Genomic DNA, 22401 nt, shown 5'->3' on the forward strand with positions numbered 1-22401 from the left:
AGGCGGCCTCGCGCCCCGGAGCGAAGACACTCCTGAGTGCGGGGAGGAAATGCCCCGCCGGCCGGCCCCCGTCACCGGGCCAGCAACGAGGCCGCCGCCCGCCACGGGTGGCGGCGAAGGTGCGGTGGTACCGCGAGTCCCCTTCTCGCCCGCACTTCCAAGGGATCACCACGACGCCCCTGGAGGGCCGCGATGATCCACCCGACGACCGCCCGCGTCCTGGCCGCCGAACTACCCGGCCGGATCGGCGAGTCCATCGAACTCCGCGGCTGGCTGCACCGCCGCCGCGCTCTGAAGTCCGTGACCTTCCTCGTGCTGCGGGACCGTTCGGGCCTCGCCCAGGTGGTCGCCGCCGAGGGGGAGGCCGACGTCCCCGAGGAGACCGTGCTGCGGGTCCGGGGCACCGTCACGGCCAACCCGCAGGCACCGAACGGCGTCGAGCTGACCTCCCCCGTCGTCGAGGTGCTGTCCGGCCTCGCCGAGGCGCCGCCGTTCGGCCTCTACCGCCCGACCGTCCAGGCCGCCCTGCCCGTCATCCTCGACGGCGCGCCGGTCACCCTGCGGCACCCGCGGCTCGCCGCTCCGCACCGGATCTCCGCCGCCTCGGTGGCCGGGTTCCGGGCGACGCTCGACGGGCTCGGCTTCACCGAGATCCAGACGCCGAAGGTGGTCTCCTCGGCCACCGAGTCCGGCGCCGACGTCTTCGCGCTCGACTGGTTCGGCCGGCCCGCGTACCTCGCGCAGTCGCCGCAGTTCTTCAAGCAGGCCATGGTCGGCGTCTTCGAGCGCGTCTACGAGACCGGGCCGGTGTTCCGCGCCGAGCCGCACGACACCGCGCGCCACCTCGCGCAGTACACCAGTCTGGACGCGGAGCTCGGCTTCATCGCCGACCACCGCGACGTGATGGCCGTCGTCCGCGAGGCCGTCGCCGGGATGGCCGAGTCGGTGGCCGCCCGCGCGGCCGGTGCCGTGGAGCTGCTGGCGGCGGAACTGCCCGTCGTGCCGGCCGAGATCCCGCAGATCCACTTCGCCGAGGCGATGCGGCTGCTCGGCGCCGACGAGCCGGACCTCGCACCCGCGCACGAACGGTGGCTGAGCGAGTGGGCGCTGCGCGAGCACGGCAGCGAGTTCCTGTTCGTGGTCGGCTACCCGATGCGCAAACGGCCGTTCTACACCCACCCGGAGCCGGGGCGGCCGGAGTACTCGAACAGCTTCGACCTGCTCTTCCGAGGGCTCGAACTGGTCACCGGCGGCCAGCGGTTGCACCGGCACGAGGACTACCTCGCCGCACTCGCCGCCCGGGGCGAATCGCCGGAGCCGTACGCGGCCTACCTGCGTTCCTTCGCCCACGGCATGCCCCCGCACGGGGGCTTCGCCCTCGGCCTGGAGCGCTGGACGGCCCGGCTGACCGGAGCGGACAACGTCCGTCGCACCACGCTCTTCCCGCGCGACCTGCACCGGCTCACACCCTGACCGGTCGCCGTCCGCGTCCACCCGTTGTGGTGGCTCCTCCGCGACGGGCGGACGCGGCGGCCCCGGCAGCGGTACGGTCGCGTTCGTCGGGCGGCTCCGAGGAGGCTGGATGTCCAAGTACGGTCGGGACGAGTTGGAGTGGGACGAACTGGTCGGGGCGGGCCTCGACTTCCTCCGGGAACGGGCCGGGCTCAGCGATCCCACGACCACGTACACCGAGATGAACGCGGTGCTGGTCGAGCGGACCGGCCTGCCGGGCTTCGACTTCGGCCAGGCGCGGGACCGGGCGGCCATGGGCCACCTGCTCGGGCTCATCGTCGACCGGGACTTCCCGCAGTCGGGCCTCATGCTCTCCGCGCTGGTGCGCTACCAGGGCGAGAACGACGCCGGGTCGGGCTTCTACGCGCTCGCCCAGCAGCTCGGCCTGCTGCCCAAGGGCGCACCGGTGGACGCCAAGTGGGAGTTCTGGATCCGGCAGATCAAGGGGCTCCAGCAGCGGCACGCCGCCCCGGCCACCGGTTGACCCCGGGCCGGCTCGGGTGGAACACGACCGCGCCGCTCGCCGGGCGGCGGGTGGCTGCCAGGCGAACGGCGCGGTCGGGTAGTTCAGTTGGCCGGGGGCTGCGGGGCCGGCGGGGTCTGCGGCTGGGCCGGCGGCGCGGCCGGGGCGCCCTGCGGCGGGACCGGGGTCGACTGGGCGTACGGGTTGGCCTGGGCGTACGGGTTGGGCTGGGCGAACGGCGCGTTCGGGTCGTACGGCGCGGCGCCCGGGACCGGCTGCGGGGCCGGGGCGTTGGTGCGCGCCACCAGCGCCTTCACCGCGTTGGCGATCAGCACCACCGGCAGGATGAACGCCTGGAAGAAGATCCGGTACGAGCTGCCCTCGAAGACGAACGCCAGGTAATAGGCGTAACTGGCGAACCCGATGCCGACGAGCACGTTGATGGCACGCCAGCCCGCGCTCAGACCGCCGCCGAGGTTGATGGCGCCGAGGAGGATCATGGCGATCCCGCTGATCGCCAGCAGCACGACGTACCAGGAGAAGAGCGGGTCGACGCTGAAGTCGAGGTTCACGAAGGCATTCCTGTGGGGAGTGAGGTGGAACTGCTGTTGGGGACGAGTGCGCACAGTACTGGACGCCGCCGACATCCGGTCGCGCTTTTTCGTCACGGAGTCATGACGACATTCCTTCCGGCGTTCTGGCCGGGTGGGGGGAACGGTCCGTTATGAGGCCCTTTCGAGTCCTTTCCGGTGGCGGCGCGTTGGTCGTCGGGCGGTGAAATAGCTTCACGAGTCGTCCGCGCGATCGGTTAGGATGCCGCGGTTGCCGGAGGTTTGGGGGCGAAGCAGCGGTAGGGGGGGCCGTGCCGGCAGCGGCCTCCACGCGTTCCCGCGCACCGCCCGGCCCTGCTCGGGCGTCGAACGGACGGACGGAGAAGGTTAGATGGCCGACCACCAGGTGCTGCGCGTGTTCTGCGGCCCGGACGGCGAGCACGGCAACGAACTCGGTGTGGTCCGCGACGGCGCCGCCGTCCCCGGCGAGGCGGACCGGCAGGCCGTCGCCCGCGGGCTCGGTTTCAGCGAGACCGTGTTCGTGGACGACGCCGAGCGCGGCGTCATCGACATCTACACGCCCGGCCTCCGGCTCCCCTTCGCCGGCCACCCGTGCGTCGGTGTCGGCTGGCTGCTCGGCGCGGACCGGCTGGTCACCCCGGCCGGGGTCGTCGGCGTGCGGCGGGACGGCGAGTTCACGCGGATCACGGCCCGCGCGGACTGGGCCCCGCCGCGGACCCTGCGGCGGTACGCCACCGCCGCCGAGGTGGAGTCCCTGGACGTCCCGCCGCCGGGCGCGTGGGTGTACGCCTGGGCCTGGCAGGACGAGCGCGCCGGTACGGTGCGGGCGCGGGCCTTCCCCGGGCGCGGGGACGGGATCGACGAGGACGAGGCGACCGGCGCGGCCGCCCTGCTGCTGACCGCCGAACTCGGGCGGGGCCTGACGATCACCCAGGGGCGCGGCTCGCAGCTCGTCACGGGGGTCCGCGCCGACGGCCTGATCGAGGTCGGCGGCCGGGTGCGGCCGGCGTAGCGACGCCGTGGAGGAACCGGAGTTCACCGCCACGCTCACCGCCACGGGCGAGCACCGGATCGAGGTGCTCAAGGCCGTCCGGGTGCTCACCGGCCGGGCGCTGGTCGATCGCGGGGCTCAGCGGCCGTGGCTGGGGGCGGGTTCGGCGTAGACGGCGGGTGGGGCCGGGGCCGGGGAGGGTGCCGGGCGGGGGGCCCGGGGTGGGCGGTGGAGGGCGTGGACGGCGAGCGTGCGGGCGGCGGGGACCACGGCCAGGTGGGCGGCGGCGACACCGATGACGGCGAACAGTATGTGGTCGACGTCCAGGACGTGGCCCGGGGTCCAGGAGGAGAGGAACTCCAGGGCGGTGGCCAGCAGGGCCGACACGCCGGTGGTGCGGAGGAAGGACGGCAGCCAGGGCGCCCGGAGGCGGCCGCCGGACAGCGGGAGCAGCACGCCGAGCGGCGCCAGCAGGAGCAGCTCGCCGAGGAGCTGCCAGGCGGTGGAGGAGCGGAGCGAGGCCAGCGGCGTCAGGTTGGCGTCGTAGACCCAGGCCACCGGCAGCGGTCTCAGCACGAGCCAGCCGGCCAGGACCAGCTGGAGGGCGAGTCCGGACAGGCCCACCAGGCGGAGGGAATGGTGGACGGCCGTCGCCGGCCCGGTGGTCTCGGTCCGCACGCCGGAACGCTCGTCGCGTGTCCTGGTGCCATCTCGCTGCACGCGGGGAAGGACGTGAGCGGGTGGCGCGGCGGTTCCACCGGAGGCGTGAACATTCCGGCGCGCACCCCGAAGGCCGTCAGGGGTGCGCGCCGTGAGGTTTACCGGCAGGTGGCGGACGCCGACGGCGTGGCCGTCGGCAGCGCGCTGAACACGTTGTCCGACGGCGGCGGCGGTGAGACCACCCCGGTGGCCGACGCCGACGCCGACGCGGACGGCGACACCGACGGCGGCACGGGCGGTACCGCCGACGGCGCGGGCGACGGCTTCACGCCCGGCCGCGCCGAGCCGTGTCCGGAGGCCGCCGTCGGCCCGCCGGACGAGGGCGCGGCCGGCGCGGTCGGTATCTGCGGCACCGTCGGGCAGGCCGTCCGGCTGGCCGGCGCACCCGCGTCCACCGGGACGGGCGTCGGGCGGATTCCGCAGCCGGTGGCGAGCGCGAGCAGCAGCACCGCGCCCGCGGCCCGCCGGGCGGATCCACCGGAGGAACGGGACGGCTGGAAGGGAAGGCACGAACCGGCGCTCACTGCGCACTCTCCTCGGAAGCGGCGGCCGGCGCGGGCGGCGGGGTCAGCGGCAGCGTCAGCGTGAACACCGCTCCCACCTCCCCGTTGGCGGCCGTGATCGTCCCCCCGTGGATCTGTGCGTTGGCCATCGCGATCGACAGGCCCAGCCCGCTGCCCTCCGACCGCGCCCGCCCCTTGTCGGCCTTGTAGAACCGGTCGAAGACGTGCGGCAGCACGTCCTCGGGGATGCCCGGGCCGCTGTCCGAGACCTCCACCGTGATGGCGTCCTCGGACTCGCGGACCTTGACCCGCACCGGGGAGCCGCCGTGCTTGAGCGCGTTGCCGATCAGGTTGGCGAAGACGACGTCCAGCCGGCGCGGGTCGACCACGGCCCGGACGCCGCGCGGCGCGTCCACCTCGACCGCGTCGTACCAGGCCCGGCCGTCGATGCAGGACATGATCAGGTCGGCGATGTCCACCTCGTCGGCGACCAGCTTGGCGGTGCCGGCGTCGAAGCGGGTCACCTCCATCAGGTTCTCCACCAGGTCGGAGAGGCGCCGGGTCTCGCTGACCACCAGCCGCACCGCCGGCTCGATCATCGGGTCGAGCGACTCGGCCTCGTCCTCCAGGATGTCGGTCACGGCGGTCATCGCGGTCAGCGGCGTGCGCAGCTCGTGCGACATGTCGGCGACGAACCGCCGGCTCTGCGCCTCGCGCGCGCTCAGCTCCTCGACCTGCTCGTGCAACGACTCCGCGGTGCGGTTGAAGGTCCGCGCCAGGTCGGCGAGTTCGTCCGAGCCGTCGACCTCCAGCCGGGTGTCCAGGTGGCCCTCGCCGAGCCGCCGGGCGGCTTCGCCGAGGCGCTTGACCGGGCGCAGCACCGTCGCGGACGCGGCCTGGGCGAGCAGTGCCGAGCCGATCAGCGCCAGCAGCGTGGCGATGGCCAGCGACCAGCCGAGCGTGTTCAGGTCGGCCCGCTCGTTCTCCAGCGACTTGAACATGTACGCGGTCGGGCCGGTCGGCACCACCTTGGTGCCGCCGATCACGAACGGCCGGCCCTCCAGGTTCTGCCGCTGCCAGTAGAGGTGGTACGGGTACGGGTTGCTCTCGGTGAGCTCGCGCGGCTTGCCGACGATGTCCTGCAGCTTCTCCGGGACGCTGGCGAGCGTGTAGCGGGCCGGGTCGGAGGAGGCGATGCAGTCCGGGTGGGCGGGGTCGGTGACCACCACCTCGTAACTGAGGCCGGAGCTGGCCACGTTGGCGGCGAGCTGGCGCAGGTCCTCGCAGGTGGCGTTCAGCGGCAGCTCGGAGACGTTCCGGCTGAGCGAGACCCGGAAGTCGTTGAGCGCGGTGTCCTGGGCGCGCTTGAGCACCGCGTCCCGGTTCAGCCAGTAGGCGATGCCGGAGGCCGAGACGGCGGTGAGCAGGGCGACCGCGGCGAACACCGCGATCAGCCGCACCCGGAGGGATCGCAGCCGCCGCCACGGGCCCGAGGAGAACCGGCGGGTCGTCGTCTGATGGTCAGTCACGGGAGCCTGTCGTTACGCGGGATCAGCAAGATCAGGAGGAGCGGGGTATCCGCCGGACCGGGCGGTGGGCGGCGGTCACGCGGGCGGGTCCAGCCGGTAGCCGACGCCGCGCACGGTGCGGATCAGCGTGGGCGCCGAGGGGACGTCCTCGACCTTGGCCCGCAGCCGCTGCACGCACGCGTCGACCAGGCGGGAGTCTCCGAGGTAGTCGTGTTCCCAGACCAGGCGCAGCAGTTGCTGCCGGGACAGCGCCTGCCCGGGCCGGCGGCTGAGCTCCAGCAGCAGGCGCAGCTCGGTCGGGGTGAGCTGGAGGTCCTCGCCGTCCTTGGTGACGGTCATCGCCGCGCGGTCGATCACCACGCTGCCGTACGCGGAGGAGTCCGAGCTCTCCCGCTCGCCGCGGCGCAGCACGGCCCGGATCCGGGCGTCGAGGACGCGCGGCTGCACCGGCTTGACGACGTAGTCGTCCGCGCCGGACTCCAGGCCGACCACGACGTCGATGTCGTCGGACCGGGCGGTGAGCAGGATGATCGGCAGCTGGTCGGTCCGGCGGATGCGGCGGCAGACCTCGAAACCGTCGATTCCGGGCAGCATGACGTCCAGCACGATCAGGTCCGGCCGCTGCTCCTTGAAGAGCCTCAGACCGTCCTCGCCGGAGGCGGCGGTGGCCACTTTGTGGCCCTGGCGGGTGAGGGCGAGTTCGAGGCCGGTGCGGATGGCGTCGTCGTCCTCGATCAGAAGGAGGAAAGGCACGGCCTCATTCTGGCTCACCCGGGGCGCCGAATCACCCCCCGGCCCGGTCCGTCCACCGGTCACCGCGGGTGCGGGAACCGGAACGCGCGCCACCGGCGTCCGTGACGGCAGACGGAGGTGCGGGACGAAGGGCCCGGCCCTGTGACACCCCTGTGACAGTCGGCGGACAGCGCCATCACAACCGGCGGGCAGGATTTTCCATGTCGCCGCAGGACAGCGGGCCAACCGGCCGGCTGGAGGGCGGCAACAGGAACCGCTCGTACCGACCAAGGGGGCGCACGATGAACGCCATGCTTCAGACCCGGACCAACCCGGCTGTCCACGGCGCGCGTTCGTCAGCGACCACCCACCGGACCCGGTACGAGGTCAGGACCGACGAGGCCTCCGGTGCCGTGATCGTACGGGGGTGCGCACACAGCACCGGTGGAAACACTGTCGCTCGCCGGGTGAGCGGTGGCGGCAGGCAGGGGGAGCTGTACGGGATCGGCCGGATGGGGAGTGCGGCCGACTCCGGCAACACCCTCACGCTGCGGGGGATCCTCCCCGTCCGCGTCGAGGGCAAGGACACCCCGGGGGGGCACGGGGGGACCGGGGTGATCGGGGGAACCGGCCTGCGGAAGGCCGACTCGGGGGAGTCGGCCGGCCGCGAGGCCGCCGGTGCGACGCTGCTGCGGCTGAACCCCGCAGCGGCCCGCACCGACCAGGCGGGACAGGGAGACGCGCAGGGGGAGCACCCGGCCGTCGCGGAGGACCACATCACGGAGTTCACCGCGTACGTGCGCGAGCGCCGCGCCTCCCTGTACGCCACGGCGTACCACCTCACCGGTGACCGCTACGAGGCCGAGGACCTGCTGCAGAGCGCGCTCTTCAGCACCTACCGGGCCTGGGGCCGGATCACCGACAAGGCCGCGGTGGGGGGCTACCTCCGCCGCACCATGACCAACCTGCACATCTCCGCCTGGCGGCGCCGCAAGGTCAACGAGTACCCGACCGAGGAGCTGCCGGAGACGGCCGGCGATACCGACGCGATGGGCGGCACCGAGCTGCGCACCGTGCTCTGGCAGGCGCTGGCCAAGCTGCCGGAGAACCAGCGGACCATGCTGGTGCTGCGGTACTACGAGGGCAAGACCGACCCGGAGATCGCCGACGTGCTCGGCATCAGCGTCGGCACGGTCAAGAGCAGCATCTGGCGCGCGCTGCGCCGGCTGCGCGAGGACGAGCACCTGAACAACTCGGGCGACACCGTCCGGGCGTTCGGCGAACTGGTCGCGTGACCGCGCGGCCGGCCACGAGGCCGGCCGTGGTGCGCGACGACATGGGACTCCCGTCGGGGGACGGGTGAAGAGGACGGCCAGAGGACTGGCGACGCCGGCTCGGGGGAGCGGCGCCGCCGGGGGAGTCCGGCGGTCGTCCGGAAGACGGCGGGCCCGGTGCGGGGGAGACGCACCGAGCCCGTCGTTCTTCGTTTTCGCGGGGGGTTGGTCCTCGCCGTCGTACCGGTCCCGCCGTCGAACGGGTCGGCGCGGGTCAGAGCGAGGGGCTGAGCTCCCGCTGCGCGGCCGCCGCGCGGATCCGCCGGTCCGCCTCCGGGCCGGTGCACGGCTGGGCGCCCAGGCCGACCTGGCGGCCGACGATCGAGCGCTCGGCCCGCATCAGCCGCCAGCCGCGGCGCAGCAGCACCGGCAGCGACTTGCGGCCCTCGCGGACGTCCCGGCGCAGCCGGCGCCAGGCGGTGGTCAGGGCGCCGTTGCGCAGGCAGATCGCGTCGCCGAGCAGGCCCTCGGCGGCGCAGTCGGCGGTGATCTCGGCGGCGAAGATGCCCTCGGCGATGAACGCGGGGGCGCCGGCCAGGTCGAGGACCCGGGTGGAGACGCGGCCGTTGTCCGGGATCGAGTACACCGGGACCTCCGCGCGGCCGGTCTCGTACAGGCCGCGGATGGCGGCGACGGCCTGCTCGCGGTGCCAGGCGAGCGGGGAGTCCCAGTCGACCGCGCCGTCCGGCAGCAGCGGCAGGGAGGGGTCGTCCCCGTCCTTGTAGAAGTCGTCCAGCTGGAGCACCGGCAGTCCGCTGCGCTCGGCGAGCGAGGACTTCCCCGAACCTGAGGGACCGGACAGCAGGACCACCCGGGCACGGGCTATCGGTACGGGGTTCAGCGGGGAGTCACTCACGAGACACCAGTCTGACGCATCGGGACGCGATGCCGAAACCGGGCGGATCAGGCCTTCCGCACGGCCCGGGGGTCGGTGAGGGCGGCCTGGACGAGCGGCAGGTACCGGCTGTCGACCTGGAGGTGGACCGGGTGGCCGCCGCCGGGCGGCTGGTAGGCGGTGGCGGCCCAGTCCTGGCTGTGCCAGGTGTCGGGCTCGGGCTCGTGGAAGGTGCCGCCGGCGGCCAGTTCGGTGTGGCCGAGGACACGCGAGCCGAAGTCGACGAGGGCGGCCCCCGGGGTGATGCGCAGCCGGCCGTTGACGTACCCGGGCTGCCAGCCGGGCCGGTCGGAGCGGGCCGAGCAGGGCACCCGGACGGGCCGCCCGGCGGCCAGCCGGCGACGGGTGCGGGCCACGTGCAGTCTGCGCAGGAACCCGTCCGCGAACAGTGCCATCAGCTCGCCCGCGAGCTCTCCCACGGTGCCCTCCCCTTGATCGTCTCCACTCGTGGTCGATTCTCCCGGGGCCGGATCCGCGCCGGGAGCGCCGAAAGGCGGAACCGCGCGGCGACGAAAGTCGACGGACCCGCGCCAGGGGGGGAGAGGCGCGGGTCCGTCCAATGACCGTCCGGGCCCTGGGGGGGAGAGGGCACAGGGGACGGCCAGTCTGTGGAGTTGTTACTCAGCGGGCGACGGGAACGGTCAGATCCCCATCGGGTGCCAGACCGTCTTCGTCTCCAGGAAGGAGAGTAGCCGGTCGGTACCGGGCGCATTGGTCCAGTCCTGGGCGAACGGGTCCAGCTGCGGACGGACCACCCGCTTCAGGGTATCCGCGGCCAGGCTCTCCAGGGCACCCGCCGCGCCGGGACCGTCGGCGGCGATCGCGCCGGTGAGGTCCACCGCGTTGACGTCCTGGTGCGAGGCCAGGGTGGGCGCGATGTCCGCGGTCCGGCCCGAGATGATGTTGACCACGCCGCCCGGGACGTCCGAGGTGGCCAGCACCTCGCCCAGCGACAGCGCGGGCAGCGGGGCGTCCGCGGCGGCCGCGACCACGACCGTGTTGCCGGTGGCGATCGCCGGGGCGATCACCGAGACCAGGCCGAGCAGCGAGTGCCCGTAACCGGCCTGCGGGGCGACGATCCCGACCACGCCGGTCGGCTCCGGGGTCGACAGGTTGAAGTACGGGCCGGCGACCGGGTTGGCGCCGCCCGCGATCTGGGCGACCTTGTCCGTCCAGCCCGCGTACCAGACCCAGCGGTCGATCGCGGCGTCCACCAGGGCGGCGGCCTTCTTCGGGCCGATGTTCTCGGAGACGGCCACCTCGGCGGCGAACTGCTCGCGCCGGCCCTGCAGCATCTCGGCGACCCGGTACAGCACCTGGCCGCGGTTGTACGCGGTGGTGCCGGCCCAGCCCTTGACCGCCGCGCGGGCGGCGACGACCGCGTCCCGGGTGTCCTTGCGGGTGCCCAGCGGGGCGTTGGCGAGCCACTCGCCCTTGGAGTCGGTCACCTCGTACACCCGCCCGCTCTCGGAGCGCGGGAACTTCCCGCCGACGTACAGCTTGTAGGTCTTGAGGACGTCAAGACGCGCAACGACATCAGACATCGAGGTAGGCCTCCAGACCGTGGCGGCCACCCTCGCGGCCGTAGCCCGACTCCTTGTAGCCGCCGAACGGCGAGGTCGGGTCGAACTTGTTGAAGGTGTTGGCCCAGACCACACCGGCCTTGAGCTTGTTGGCCATCCAGAGGATGCGCGAGCCCTTCTCCGTCCAGATGCCGGCGGAGAGGCCGTACGGGGTGTTGTTGGCCTTCGCGACCGCCTCGTCGGGGGTGCGGAAGGTCAGCACCGACAGCACCGGGCCGAAGATCTCCTCCTGGGCGATCCGGTGGGCCTGGCTGACGCCGGTGAAGAGGGTCGGCTTGAACCAGAAGCCGGTGCCCGGCAGCTCGCAGGCCGGGGACCAGCGCTCGGCGCCCTCGGCCTCGCCGGCGTCGGTCAGCGCGGTGATCCGGGCCAGCTGCTCGGCCGAGTTGATCGCGCCGATGTCGGTGTTCTTGTCCAGCGGGTCGCCGACCCGCAGGGTGGCCATCCGGCGCTTCAGCGCGTCCAGCAGCTCGTCCTGGACCGACTCCTGGACCAGCAGGCGCGAGCCCGCGCAGCAGACGTGGCCCTGGTTGAAGAAGATGCCGTTGACGATGCCCTCGACCGCCTGGTCGAGCGGCGCGTCGTCGAAGACGATGTTCGCGGCCTTGCCGCCGAGCTCCAGCGACAGCTTCTTGCGGGTGCCGGCCAGCTGCTTGGCGATCGCGCGGCCGACCGGGGTCGAGCCGGTGAAGGCGACCTTGTTGACGTCCGGGTGGGCGGTCAGCGCGGCGCCGGTGCGGCCGTCACCCGTGACGATGTTGACGACGCCCTTCGGCAGACCGGCCTGGCGGCAGATCTCGGCGAAGCGCAGCGCGGTCAGCGGCGTGGTCTCGGCCGGCTTGAGCACGACCGTGTTGCCGGTGGCCAGCGCCGGGGCGATCTTCCACGCCAGCATCAGCAGCGGGAAGTTCCACGGGATGACCTGGCCGGCCACGCCCAGCGGCTTCGGGTTCGGGCCGAAGCCGGCGTGGTCCAGCTTGTCGGCCCAGCCCGCGTAGTAGAAGAAGTGCGCGGCGACCAGCGGCAGGTCGACGTCGCGGGTCTCGCGGATCGGCTTGCCGTTGTCGATCGACTCCAGGACGGCCAGCTCGCGGCTGCGCTCCTGGACGATCCGGGCGATCCGGAACAGGTACTTGGCGCGCTCGCTGCCCGGCAGCGCCGACCAGTCGGCGAACGCCTTGCGGGCGGCGGCGACCGCGCGGTCCACGTCCTCGTCGGTGCCCTGGGCGAACTCGGCGAGCACCTGCTCGGTGGCCGGGTTGACCGTCTTCAGGGCCTCGCTGCCGGAGGAGTCGACGAACTCGCCGCCGATGAAGTGGCCGTAGGAGGTGGCGATGTCACCCGCGGCGGCGGGCGACTCGGGGGCCGGGGCGTACTCGAAGAGGCTGCCGCGCTTCTCGGCCACGGGCTCCTCGGTCTTCTTGTTCTTGGCCATGGTGATCAGTCCACCGTCACGTAGTCGGGGCCGGAGTACCGTCCGGTGGTCAGCTTCTGGCGCTGCATCAGCAGGTCGTTGAGCAGGCTGGAGGCGCCGAAGCGGAACCAGTGCGGGGTCAGCCAGTCGTCGCCGAGCGTCTCGTTGACCATCACCAGGTACTTCATGGCGTCCTTGGTGGTCTTGATGCCGCCGGCGGGCTTCACGCCGACCTGGATGCCGGTCTGCGCCTTGAAGTCGCGGACCGCCTCCAGCATCAGCAGGGTGACCGGCGGGGTCGCGTTGACGGCGACCTTCCCGGTCGAGGTCTTGATGAAGTCGGCACCGGCCAGCATCGCCAGCCAGGAGACCCGACGCACGTTGTCGTAGGTCTGCAGCTCGCCGGTCTCGAAGATCACCTTGAGGTGGGCGGAGGTGCCGTCCGGGCGCTTGCACGCCTCCTTGACGGCGACGATCTCGTTGAAGACGTCCAGGTACCGGCCGGAGAGGAAGGCGCCCCGGTCGATCACCATGTCGATCTCGTCGGCGCCGGCCGCGACCGCGTCGGCGGTGTCGGCCAGCTTCACCGGGAGCGCGGCGCGCCCGGCGGGGAAGGCGGTGGCGACGGAGGCGACCTGGATGTCGGTCCCCTGCAGCGCGGCCTTCGCGGTGGCGACCATGTCCGGGTAGACACAGATGGCCGCGACGCGGGGAGTGATCGGGTCGGTCGGGTCGGGGTTCCTGCCCTTGGTGCACAGGGCGCGCACCTTGCCGACCGTGTCCGCGCCCTCCAGCGTGGTCAGGTCGATCATCGAGATGGCCAGGTCGATGGCGTACGCCTTCGCCGTCGTCTTGATCGAGCGGGTACCGAGAGTGGCGGCACGCGCCTCCAGGCCGACCTGGTCGACGCCGGGCAGGCCGTGCAGGAAGCGGCGGAGCGAGGCCTCGGACGCCGCAACGTCCTGAAGACCGCTGCCCGCAACGCCGAGGGCATTGGCTGCAAGAGTGGACATAGTCACCAGACCAGCATATCTACGCGCGTAACATTCGGCTAGGGCGGGACCTTTTCGATGCCGGACCGAGATCTCGGAACCCCGGCTGCCCCACCCGTCACCCCTGTAGATCGCGGGGGGCATGCGGCAGAATCGTCGGCATGACCGAATCCGACGGCAAGCCCCACCGGGGCTCGGCCGGCTCCGATGGGGAGCCCGCGTACGCGGACCGCGTGTACCGCTCCATTCCCGGCGTGATCTCCGGGGTGCTGTTGTTGGCCGTGGCCGGGTGGCTGATCGGGGACGCCGCGCTGAACGGGACGGGCAAGACGCCGTGGGTGTCGCTGGCCGCGGTGCCGGTCTTCGCCTTCCCGGTGATCGCCTACACCCTGCGGCCGGCGGTGCTCGCCAACGACCGGCGGCTGGTCGTGCGCAACCCGCTGCGGACGATCACGGCGCCCTGGGCCTCGGTGGACGCGCTGCGCGCCGGGTACTCGGTGGAGCTGCTGGCGGGGGGCAAGAAGTACCAGGTGTGGGCGGTCCCGGTGTCGCTGCGCCAGCGCAAGCGCGCCAACCGCGTCGCGCTGCGCGGCGGCGACCAGCACGCCTCCCGCCTGGGCACCGCCTTCGGGCGGCCCGCCCCCTCGGTCGTCGAGGGCGCGCCCGACCCCACCCGCGCCTGGTCCGACCAGGTCGTCGGCGTCCTCCAGGAGCTCGCCGAGCGCAACGCCTCCCGCCCCGACGCGGCCGGCCCGGTGGTCGTGCGGTGGTGCTGGTGGATCATCGCCCCGACCCTGGTCGGCCTGATCGCCCTGATCGCCGTGATCGCGGCTTAGGCCCTCGCTTTCGTACCCGGGAGCCGGCCGGGGGGATCCGCGCCCGGGAACGCATGCCGAAGGGCCCGCCGGAATCGTCCGGCGGGCCCTTCGGCCTGAGGTCGCGGTGCGTCAGGCGTCGATGCCGGCGGCGGTGGCGAGGTCCTGCTTGATGGTGGCGAGGAGTTCGGCGGCGCGGGTGCGGGCGGCGGTGAGGTCGGCGGCCGAGGTGACCGGGAGGACGACCTCCAGGTAGCACTTGAGCTTGGGCTCGGTGCCGGAGGGGCGGACCACGATGCGGGCCGAACGGACGGCCGCGCCGGCCAGGTAGTAGCGCAGGCCGTCGGTGGGCGGCAGGTCCGCGGAACCGGCGGTGAGGTCGTCGGCCCGGGTGACCTTGAGGCCGGCCAGCTCGGTGGGCGGCTGCTCGCGCAGGGTGCGCATCGCGTCGGCGATCAGCGAGAGGTCCTGGACGCGGACGGAGAGCTGGTCGGTGGCGTGCAGGCCGTGCTCCAGCGCCAGGTCGTCCAGCAGGTCGGTGAGGGTGCGACCGGACTGCTTGAGGGTCGCGGCCAGCTCGGCGACGAGCAGGGCGGCGGTGATGCCGTCCTTGTCGCGCACGCCCTCCGGGTCGACGCAGTAGCCGAGCGCCTCCTCGTAGCCGTAGCGCAGGCCGTCGGCGCGGGCGATCCACTTGAAGCCGGTCAGCGTCTCCGCGTACCCGAGCTCGGCCGCCTCGGCGATCCGGCCGAGCAGGGTGGAGGAGACGATGGTGGTGGCGAAGGTGCCGGCGGCCTTCTTGGCGACCAGCGCGGCGCCGAGCAGCGCGCCGACGTCGTCGCCCCGGAGCATCCGCCAGCCGTTGCCGGTGGAGGCGCCGCCGGCGGCGTTGCCGTTGACGGGGACGGCCACCGCGCAGCGGTCGGCGTCCGGGTCGTTGGCGATGACGATGTCCGGGCCGACCGAGGCGGCGGTGCGGAAGGCGAGGTCCATCGCCCCCGGCTCCTCCGGGTTGGGGAAGGCCACGGTCGGGAAGTCCGGGTCGGGCTCGGCCTGCTCGGCGACCACGGTGGGCGCGGGGAAGCCGGCCCGGCGGAAGGCGGCGACCAGGGTGTCGCGGCCGACGCCGTGCATCGGGGTGTAGACCACATCGAGGTCGCGCGGGCTGTGCGGGTCCACGATCGAGGCGGCGCGGGTCAGGTAGGCCTCGATCACGTCCTCGCCGACCACCTCCCAGCCGTCCTCGGCGAGCGGGACGTCGGCGAGCGCGCCGATCGCGTCGATCTCGGCGGCGATGCCGGCGTCGGCGGGCGGGACGATCTGCGAGCCGTCGCCCAGGTAGACCTTGTAACCGTTGTCCTGCGGCGGGTTGTGGCTGGCGGTGACGGTGACGCCGGCGGCCGCGCCCAGGTGGCGGATCGCGAAGGCGAGCACCGGGGTGGGCAGGGCGCGCGGCAGCAGCGCGGCGCGCAGACCGGCGCCGACCACCACGGCGGCGGTGTCACGGGCGAAGTCGTACGACTTGTGCCGGGCGTCGTAGCCGATGACGACGAGGTCGCCGAGGCTCTCCTTCTTCAGGTACGCGACCAGGCCGGCGGCGGCCCGGATCACCACGGCGCGGTTCATCCGCATCGGGCCCGCGCCCAGTTCGCCGCGCAGGCCGGCGGTGCCGAACTGGAGCCGGTCGGCGAAGCGCTCGGCCAGCTGGGACCAGGCGAGCTTGCTGTCCTCCTCGGCCTCCGGGCCCTCGGCCGCGGCGAGGAGCGCGGCGAGCTCCTCGCGGGTCTGCGGGTCGGGGTCCTCGGCCAGCCAGGCCCGGGCCCGGGTGAGGAGGTCGGTGGTGGGTGCCTGCGTCATGGCCAGCTCCGTTGGAATGTCCGCAAAGTGGTGGGTGTGCGCATGCGGACGGGGCCCGCGGGCGGGTGTGATCAGCGGATCACAGCCGCCCGCGGACCCCGTCGCTCATGATTGTGCGGCAGAGGGTGGGTCTGGCAATCACCGGCGCTCGCGCGCTAGGCGGTGATTGCCGGACCCAGCCGGTTCAGATCCGCTCGAGGACCTTCGCCAGCAGCGCGCCCATGCGCTCGGCGGAGGCCTTGCCGGCCTCCAGCACCTCGGCGTGGTTGAGCGGCTCGCCGGTGATGCCCGCGGCCAGGTTGGTGACCAGGGAGATGCCGAGCACCTCGGAGCCGGCCTCGCGGGCGGCGATGGCCTCCAGGGTGGTCGACATGCCGACCAGCTCGCCACCGATGACCCGGGCCATGTTGACCTCGGCCGGGGTCTCGTAGTGCGGGCCGCGGAACTGCACGTAGACGGCCTCGTCCAGGGTGGAGTCCACCTCGCGGCAGAGGTCGCGCAGACGCTTGGAGTAGAGGTCCGTCAGGTCGACGAAGTTGGCGCCGACGATCGGGGAGTCCGCGGTCAGGTTGATGTGGTCGCTGATCAGGACCGGCTGGCCGGGGACCCAGCCCTCGCGCAGACCGCCGCAGCCGTTGGTCAGCACGATGATGCCGCAGCCCGCCGCGGCGGCGGTGCGCACGCCGTGGACGACGGTGGCCACGCCGTGGCCCTCGTAGTAGTGGTTGCGGCCCAGGAAGATCAGGGCACGCTTCTCGCCGATCTTCACCGAGCGGATCTTGCCGGCGTGGCCGGCGACGGCGGGGGCGGGGAAGCCCGGGAGTTCGGTGACCGGGAACTCCGCCACGGTCTCGCCCAGGGCGTCGGCGGCCGGCACCCAGCCGGAGCCCATCACCAGGGCGACGTCGTGGCGCTCGGCACCGGTCAGCTCGCGCAGGCGCTCGGCGGCGGCCTGGGCGGCGGCGTAGGGGTCGGCGGAGACGACCGACTGAGGAGATGCGTTCACACGTCGAGGATAGACGGGAAATGGCTACGCGCGTAGAAAATCCTGGTACGACGTGCCGGATCGTTACCCGGATGGCGTGAAACCACAGCTCGGGGGCGCCCTCGGCCGGTCCGGACAGGAGCAACCTACAGCCGCTTGGCGCTCCGCAGGCCCCTGGCGTACATGCCGTTGTCGTCCAGCCGGGCGGTGCCGCCCTTGTCGCCGAAGGTCGGGCCGTCGGCCTCCTCGCGGCTGGAGATGTAGCGGGGGTGGCCGTCGGTGTCCAGGCCGAGGTAGATGCCGGTGTGGTCGAGCCGGGCGCCGGTGCGCGCGTCGATCTCGAAGAACAGCAGGTCACCGGGTTGCAGTGGGTCGATCGAGGCGGGCCGCAGGGTGGTGTCCGAGCCGGGCGCGGTGGTCAGCGGCAGCACCGGTACGCCGGGGGAGAGCCGGGCCAGGCCGTTGGCGGTGCGCTGCAGGCCGTTGCCGGCCACGTCCTTGCTGAGCAGCGGGTAGCCCGCGCGGTAGCCGTAGACCATCCGGACGAAGCCGGAGCAGTCGAAGGAGCCGTAGCGGGTCTTGTCGGGCTGCTTGGTGACCTTGTCGGCGAAGGTGTACGCGGTCCCGAGGTAGTCGACGAAGTCGGTCTGCTCCAGCCGCAGGTCGTTGCCGACCGAGCCGTTCGGGTTGAGCGGGCCGAAGGAGGCGTCGCCCTTGATCCGCACGCCCTTGGCGTCCTTGCCCTCCGGCGCGCCGGCCAGGTACTGGGTGGCGATGGCCAGCACGTCGTCCGCGGTGGAGCCGAGCGACTGCTGGAACCAGGTGCGGAACCAGCCCTCGTTCTCCGCGCCGGCCTTCCAGGCCTGCGGCATGAGCCGCACCCAGCTGTCGCTGACCAGGGTGGCGGTGGTGGTGCCCGGCTCGGCGAAGGTCCGGCTCGGGCCGGCCAGGACGGCGGTGCGGGCGCCGTCGGTCAGGGTGGCGACCACCCCGCCGCGGGCGTCCCGGACCACCGTGCGGTCCGGGCCGGTCAGGCGCTCGTACCGGTAGCCGGCGGCGGCCTTGGCGGTGGCCGGGGCCGCGTCCAGGGTCGGTACGGCGGTGGCGGCGATCAGCGGGGCGGTGCCGCCGGCCTCGGCGGGCTGCCGGTCGCGGTCCCGCAGCTGGACGGTGAGGTACCCGCTGGCGGCCAGCAGGGTGACGGCGAGGCCGCCGCTGAGCAGGGACTTCCGGGTGACGGGCATGGCGCTTCCTCCTGGGGCGTACGGGTCGGGCCTAGGGGCGGTACGTCCTAGGTGCCGGGGAGGGCGCCGAGCAGCACGCCGGCGGTGAGGACGACGTAGTTGGCGAGCGTCACCGTGCTGGTGGCCATCAGGGTGGCGGCCCGCGGCTGGCGGACCAGCTGGTAGGCGATCAGGCCGGGGACGATGAAGCCCAGCGTCTGGTTGGCGTACAGGGTGGGCAGCTCGCGCTGGAGCACCAGCATCACGGTGGCCTGGAGCAGGACGCCGGTCAGCACCACGGCGGCGAACAGCCGCTTGCCGTAGAGGATCACCAGCTTCTGGACCAGCCGGGTGGCGAGGTAGGTCAGCACCGTCACGCCGATCACGATGGCCACCCGCTGGAGGTCCTCGACCAGGGTGAGGGCCAGCCAGCCGGGGGTGATCATGCCGCCGGGGGAGAGGTTGGTGGTCAGGTAGCAGACGAGCGAGAAGACCAGGCCGAGCGCGATGCCGATGGCGGCGATCTCGGGGGTGAGCTCGGTGGGGATCACTGCTGGTCTCCGTGGTGGGGGGTGCGGCGGGTGGCGAACCAGGAGTCGGCCCCTGGTTCGGAGGGGTACAGCGGCTCGGGGACGTAGACCGGCACGGGTCCGTGGGCGCGGACGGGCCCGGCGTCGTACGGCCCCGCCGGGCGCGGTTCGGCGGGGTGCGGGGTGGCGTAGTGCGGCTCGGCGTGGTGCGCGGCGGCGTGGTGCGGGGCGGTGTGCGGCCTCTCGTCGTACGGCCTCTTGTCGTACGGCTCCGCGTCGTACGGCCCCTCGTCGTACGCGTCGGGGTAGAGCGGTTCGGGCTCGTGGTACGGGATTTCGGGGCCGTCCGGCTCCTCGTCCGGCGCCAGCCGGGCCAGCTCGTCCAGGAACAGTTCGCCCTGGCCGTGGATGTTGCCGATCGCGACCAGCGAGGAGTCCGGGCCGAGGTGGTCCAGCAGCTCGGCGGTGAGTGCCGCCGGCTCGCGCTTGTCGCCGCCGAGGTCGACCACCCGGCCGGACCAGCCGGCCGGGATGCCGTCCCGGGCGCTCTTGGTGGGGTGGCCGATCAGGAAGACGGTGTCCGGGTCGAGGTCCGGCACGATCTGCCCCATCTGACCGTTGCGCTCCACCCGGTCCGGGCGGCAGTTGATCACCACGTTGAGCGGGCGGTGGATCGCGCCGAGGCCCTCCAGCTGGCGGACGTTCATCAGCGTGGACTCGGGGTCGTTGGCCGCGAAGACGTTGGCGAACCGCAGCCGCTTGCCGTCCTCGGTGCGGTAGCGCTCGACGGAGAGCACGCCCGGGTCCGGCGGGGCCTGCCACATGCCCCGCAGCGCGGTCTGCCGCTCCACGCCGAGGAGCGCGGCGACGGCGAGCGCGATGGCCACGTTCTCCTTGAAGGTGAACCAGCCGAAGCCGCGCAGCTCCTCGTCGGTGACCGACTCGGGGTCGACCACGATCAGCTCGCAGTTCCGCTTCGCCGCCTCCTCGCGCAGGATGTGCGCGCGCTCCTGCTCGGCGGTGACGCAGACGCCGCCGACCGGCATCGAGCGGGAGAGCGAGCGGGCGACGTCGTCCAGGGTCGGGCCCATCTCGGCGAGGTGGTCCTCGCGGACGTTGCAGAGCACGCCGATGGTGGAGCGGATCAGCTTGGTCTGGTTGACCTCCTGGAGCGCCGGCATCACCGCCATGCACTCGATCACCAGGGCGTCCGGGCGGTAGGTCGCGGCGCGGCGGACGATGCCGATCTGCTCCACCACGTTGGCGATGCCGAACTTGCGGTAGACCGGCTCCTCGGTCGCGTCCGGGTGGATGAACCGGGCGGCGGTGCCGGTGGTCTTGGCGACGGTGACCAGGCCGCCGCCGCGCAGCGCGCCCGCGCAGAGCCGGGTGATCGAGCTCTTGCCGCGGATGCCGTTGACCAGCACCCGGGCGGGGATCTGCTCCAGCGCGGCGAAGTGCCGGCGCTGCTCGACGATGCCCGCCACCAGCAGGACGGCGCAGCACACCAGGAGCACGACGTAGAGGAAGAGCACGTGGGCGGGTCCTTATCCGTGAGTGGCCGGTGCGCGGCGGGCGGCGCGGTCCCGGACGGCACCGAGGTCCTGCCGGATCAGCTCCAGGCTGCGGGCGACGGCGCCGACCTCGTCGTGGTGGACGGGGTAGAGGACGGTGCGGCGGTCCCCGGCGGCCAGTGCCTCGGCGCTCGCGGCGAGGCGGCGCAGCGGCAGGCCGACGGCGATGAAGAGCCAGCCGAGGCAGAGCGCGGCGGCGGCCAGGCCGAGCATGCCGGCCAGTACGGCGCGCCGGTCGGCCCGGTTCTGGTCGAGGTGGAGCCAGGCCACCGGCTGGACGGTGACCACCGACCAGCCGAGCTTGGCGACGGTGCCGTTGCCGCCGAGCGGGGCGGCGGCGAGCACCGCCGGGTCGCCGCCGCCGCGGACCACGTCGGCGGCGGCGTCCTTCTTGGCGTCGGCCAGGACGGCCCGGGCGCGGCCGTCCGGGAGGTCGCCGAAGGAGCTGTAGCCCTCGTTGGCGGCGAGTACGCGCTGCCGGTCGTCGACCAGCCAGACCCGGCCGAGGCCGGGGCGGGTGAGCAGCGTGCTCAGGAAGTCGGTCTTGAACTCGCCGACCAGCACCGGGCCCTTCGGCGTCGCGGTGTCGTCCCCGTCCGGCCCGGCCTGGTCGCCGGGGGTGGTGGTGAGCGCCGTGCGGGCGGCGATCCGGGGCTCCTTGCCGGAGGTGTTGAGCAGCAGGACGCCGTTCGGGCCGAGTGCGTCCGGCCCGGTGCGGTGCGGGGTCTCGCCGGCCCGGGCGAGCACCGCGCCGTCGGCGCCGAGGACGTAGAGCGAGCGGTAGCGGTCGTGCTCGGCGAGGGTGGCGCGGAGCAGGGCCTCGGCCTTGCCGACGGAGGAGTCGGCGAGGGCGGGGGCGAGCGAGCGAAGGTCGGCGTAGCCCTCGTTGAGGGCCTGGCGGATCCGGTCGGCGGCGGTGTCGGTGCGGTCCCGCTGGCCGGCCACCACCTGGGTGGGGACGCGGACCTCCTGGTCCGCACCGCCGAGGAACAGCAGCGGGCCGGACCAGCCGAGGACGACGACCGCGCACAGGGCGAGCGGCAGGGCGATGCCCGGTCGGCGCCGCGCGGGGGCGGGGGCGGCCGGCGGGCGGGCCGGGTCGAGCAGCTGGAGCCGCAGCTCCTCCAGGGCGCGGGTGATCCGGCCGGCCTCGCCGCGCTTCGGGCCGCGGACCGGCCGCTCCAGTTCGCCGCGGGTGAGCCGGCGGGCGTCCAGGAAGAGCCGCAGCAGCGGGCGCTGGAGGGTGCGGTGCAGGAACCAGGCCAGCAGCAGGGCGAGCAGCAGCAGGGCGCCGGCGGCGGCCAGGCCGAGCAGGGGGTGGCGCAGGCTGCCGGGCTTGCCGTCGATCGTGCTGGTGGAGACCACGGTCAGGCCGAGCGGGCTGGCCGGGTCGTTCCCGTCGGGGGAGGCGACGGCGGCGTAGCCGGCCACCCGGCGGACGCCCTTGTCGTCGGGGTTGCCGGCCAGGCTGCCGGAGACGGTCTCGCCGGGCGCGGGGCGTTCCCGGGCGGCGCGTTCGCGGGCGGTGGCGACCAGCCGCTGGTCCGGTTCGGCGGTGAGCCCGGCGCCGGTGGAGTCCAGGACGGTGCCGGTGGCGTCGAGGACCTGGATGGTCTGTTCCTTGCGGGTGGCGATGCCGGGCAGCCGCAGGTTGTCGGAGGCGACCAGGAGGGCGCGGCCGTCCGCCTTGGTGGTGACCATGGCGAAGGTGAGCAGCCGGGTGCCGGCCGCGGAGGGCTCCAGCAGTGGCGCGGGCGCGGTGTCGGTGACCTTGCCGAGGTCGAGGCCGGCCAGCGGGACGGTCTCGCCGCGGGCGGCGAGCAGCCGGCCGGTGCCGGGCAGGACGATCGCCGTGCCGCGCCACTTCTGGTACGCCTGGCCGAGCGCGGCCAGGACGGCGGCGGGTTCGGCGGGCGCGTTGTCGTAGCGGGCGGCGGCCCGGCGCAGGTCGGTGGCGCTCTCGCGCAGCCCGGCCCGGAGCGAGGCGGCGGTGTCCTCGGCGGCGTACTGGTGGGACTCGCGGACGGCCTGCGGGGTGTCGTCGACCCGGAGGCCGCCGACGGCGAGGGCGGTGATCGCGGCGACGGCCAGCAGCAGGATCAGCAGCAGGGCGATCGGCGGGCGGATGCCTCCGAGCAGTGGCATGTCGGCCCTGCGGCGATAGCGGTGCTGTCGCG

General features: G+C 73.5%; 22 protein-coding genes. 7 read left to right on the plus strand and 15 right to left on the minus strand.

From position 1 onward, the window contains the following. The first annotated feature begins 192 nt into the window (after positions 1-192). The gene (gene aspS / locus ACFVHB_RS01550) at positions 193-1473 is read left to right on the plus strand and encodes an aspartate--tRNA(Asn) ligase (RefSeq protein ID WP_380314195.1); all 1281 of its coding nucleotides are present in this window, start codon (positions 193-195) and stop codon (positions 1471-1473) included. Positions 1474-1582: 109 nt separating this feature from the next. After that, positions 1583-1996, plus strand: coding sequence for a hypothetical protein (locus tag ACFVHB_RS01555; protein WP_380314196.1), 414 nt, complete (start codon positions 1583-1585; stop codon positions 1994-1996). An 83-nt stretch (positions 1997-2079) separates the two neighbouring features. Here ACFVHB_RS01555 and ACFVHB_RS01560 read toward each other — a convergent pair whose 3' ends face one another. Then, positions 2080-2547, minus strand: coding sequence for a hypothetical protein (locus tag ACFVHB_RS01560; protein WP_380314197.1), 468 nt, complete (start codon positions 2545-2547; stop codon positions 2080-2082). 370 nt (positions 2548-2917) lie between these two features. On the opposite strand from ACFVHB_RS01560, the gene ACFVHB_RS01565 reads away from it, so the two are divergent. Then, entirely contained in the window at positions 2918-3559 is a 642-nt protein-coding gene (locus ACFVHB_RS01565; RefSeq protein WP_380314198.1) for a PhzF family phenazine biosynthesis protein, read from the plus strand. Positions 3560-3566: 7 nt separating this feature from the next. Then, positions 3567-3710 (plus strand): hypothetical protein, encoded by a 144-nt coding sequence (locus ACFVHB_RS01570; protein WP_380314199.1) that lies wholly within the window; start codon positions 3567-3569, stop codon positions 3708-3710. Here the strand turns inward: ACFVHB_RS01570 and ACFVHB_RS01575 are convergent. Continuing rightward, on the minus strand, positions 3677-4216 hold the full coding sequence (locus ACFVHB_RS01575; protein WP_380314200.1) for a VanZ family protein: 540 nt from the start codon (positions 4214-4216) through the stop codon (positions 3677-3679). The two genes, ACFVHB_RS01570 and ACFVHB_RS01575, sit on opposite strands and share 34 nt — an antisense overlap. A 150-nt stretch (positions 4217-4366) precedes the next feature. On the opposite strand from ACFVHB_RS01575, the gene ACFVHB_RS01580 reads away from it, so the two are divergent. After that, complete coding sequence (locus ACFVHB_RS01580) at positions 4367-4846, plus strand: hypothetical protein (protein ID WP_380314201.1); 480 nt, start codon at positions 4367-4369, stop codon at positions 4844-4846. Here the strand turns inward: ACFVHB_RS01580 and ACFVHB_RS01585 are convergent. After that, positions 4779-6290: an ATP-binding protein gene (locus ACFVHB_RS01585; protein ID WP_380314202.1), complete on the minus strand. Its 1512-nt coding sequence runs from the start codon at positions 6288-6290 to the stop codon at positions 4779-4781. The genes ACFVHB_RS01580 and ACFVHB_RS01585 overlap by 68 nt on opposite strands. Before the next feature lie 75 nt (positions 6291-6365). After that, positions 6366-7043, minus strand: a complete 678-nt coding sequence (locus ACFVHB_RS01590) for a response regulator transcription factor (RefSeq protein WP_148644494.1) — start codon at positions 7041-7043, stop codon at positions 6366-6368. A gap of 491 nt (positions 7044-7534) precedes the next feature. Between ACFVHB_RS01590 and ACFVHB_RS01595 the strand changes: the two genes are divergently transcribed. Further along, a complete protein-coding gene (locus tag ACFVHB_RS01595) occupies positions 7535-8317 on the plus strand; it encodes a SigE family RNA polymerase sigma factor (protein ID WP_380314203.1) in 783 nt (260 codons plus the stop codon). 253 nt (positions 8318-8570) lie between these two features. Here the strand turns inward: ACFVHB_RS01595 and ACFVHB_RS01600 are convergent, their stop codons facing one another. From ACFVHB_RS01600 to deoC, 5 genes are all read right to left on the minus strand, one after another. Next, positions 8571-9212 (minus strand): ATP-binding protein, encoded by a 642-nt coding sequence (locus tag ACFVHB_RS01600; protein ID WP_380314204.1) that lies wholly within the window; start codon positions 9210-9212, stop codon positions 8571-8573. A 47-nt stretch (positions 9213-9259) separates the two neighbouring features. Next, positions 9260-9670, minus strand: coding sequence for a hypothetical protein (locus ACFVHB_RS01605; protein ID WP_380314205.1), 411 nt, complete (start codon positions 9668-9670; stop codon positions 9260-9262). A 222-nt stretch (positions 9671-9892) separates the two neighbouring features. Further along, positions 9893-10795 carry an aldehyde dehydrogenase family protein gene (locus tag ACFVHB_RS01610; protein WP_380314206.1) on the minus strand — a complete coding sequence of 301 codons (903 nt, stop codon included), beginning with the start codon at positions 10793-10795 and terminating at the stop codon, positions 9893-9895. Next, complete coding sequence (locus tag ACFVHB_RS01615) at positions 10788-12269, minus strand: aldehyde dehydrogenase family protein (RefSeq protein WP_380314207.1); 1482 nt, start codon at positions 12267-12269, stop codon at positions 10788-10790. Before ACFVHB_RS01615 ends, ACFVHB_RS01610 begins: the two co-directional genes overlap by 8 nt. Positions 12270-12274: 5 nt before the next feature. Next, complete coding sequence (gene deoC / locus ACFVHB_RS01620; RefSeq protein ID WP_380314208.1) at positions 12275-13261, minus strand: deoxyribose-phosphate aldolase; 987 nt, start codon at positions 13259-13261, stop codon at positions 12275-12277. A gap of 140 nt (positions 13262-13401) precedes the next feature. Here deoC and ACFVHB_RS01625 point away from each other — a divergent pair, with 140 nt between their 5' ends. Further along, on the plus strand, positions 13402-14076 hold the full coding sequence (locus ACFVHB_RS01625; protein ID WP_380314209.1) for a PH domain-containing protein: 675 nt from the start codon (positions 13402-13404) through the stop codon (positions 14074-14076). A gap of 111 nt (positions 14077-14187) precedes the next feature. On the opposite strand, the gene ACFVHB_RS01630 is transcribed toward ACFVHB_RS01625, so the two are convergent. The 6 genes from ACFVHB_RS01630 to ACFVHB_RS01655 all read right to left on the minus strand — a co-directional run bounded on the left by ACFVHB_RS01630 (position 14188) and on the right by ACFVHB_RS01655 (position 22369). Next, a complete protein-coding gene (locus ACFVHB_RS01630; RefSeq protein WP_380314210.1) occupies positions 14188-15912 on the minus strand; it encodes a phospho-sugar mutase in 1725 nt (574 codons plus the stop codon). 184 nt (positions 15913-16096) lie between these two features. Then, positions 16097-16918, minus strand: coding sequence for a purine-nucleoside phosphorylase (locus ACFVHB_RS01635; protein ID WP_380314211.1), 822 nt, complete (start codon positions 16916-16918; stop codon positions 16097-16099). Between the two features lie 125 nt (positions 16919-17043). Beyond that, the gene (locus ACFVHB_RS01640) at positions 17044-18141 is read right to left on the minus strand and encodes an NlpC/P60 family protein (protein WP_380314212.1); all 1098 of its coding nucleotides are present in this window, start codon (positions 18139-18141) and stop codon (positions 17044-17046) included. A 47-nt stretch (positions 18142-18188) separates the two neighbouring features. After that, positions 18189-18671, minus strand: coding sequence for a poly-gamma-glutamate biosynthesis protein PgsC/CapC (locus ACFVHB_RS01645; RefSeq protein ID WP_380314213.1), 483 nt, complete (start codon positions 18669-18671; stop codon positions 18189-18191). Beyond that, on the minus strand, positions 18668-20185 hold the full coding sequence (gene pgsB, locus ACFVHB_RS01650; protein ID WP_380314214.1) for a poly-gamma-glutamate synthase PgsB: 1518 nt from the start codon (positions 20183-20185) through the stop codon (positions 18668-18670). Before pgsB ends, ACFVHB_RS01645 begins: the two co-directional genes overlap by 4 nt. A gap of 12 nt (positions 20186-20197) precedes the next feature. Next, on the minus strand, positions 20198-22369 hold the full coding sequence (locus ACFVHB_RS01655; protein WP_380314215.1) for a HAMP domain-containing protein: 2172 nt from the start codon (positions 22367-22369) through the stop codon (positions 20198-20200). Positions 22370-22401: the final 32 nt, after the last annotated feature.

Origin of the sequence: Kitasatospora sp. NPDC127111, assembly GCF_042677465.1 — a bacterium.
Taxonomy (GTDB): Bacteria; Actinomycetota; Actinomycetes; order Streptomycetales; family Streptomycetaceae; genus Kitasatospora.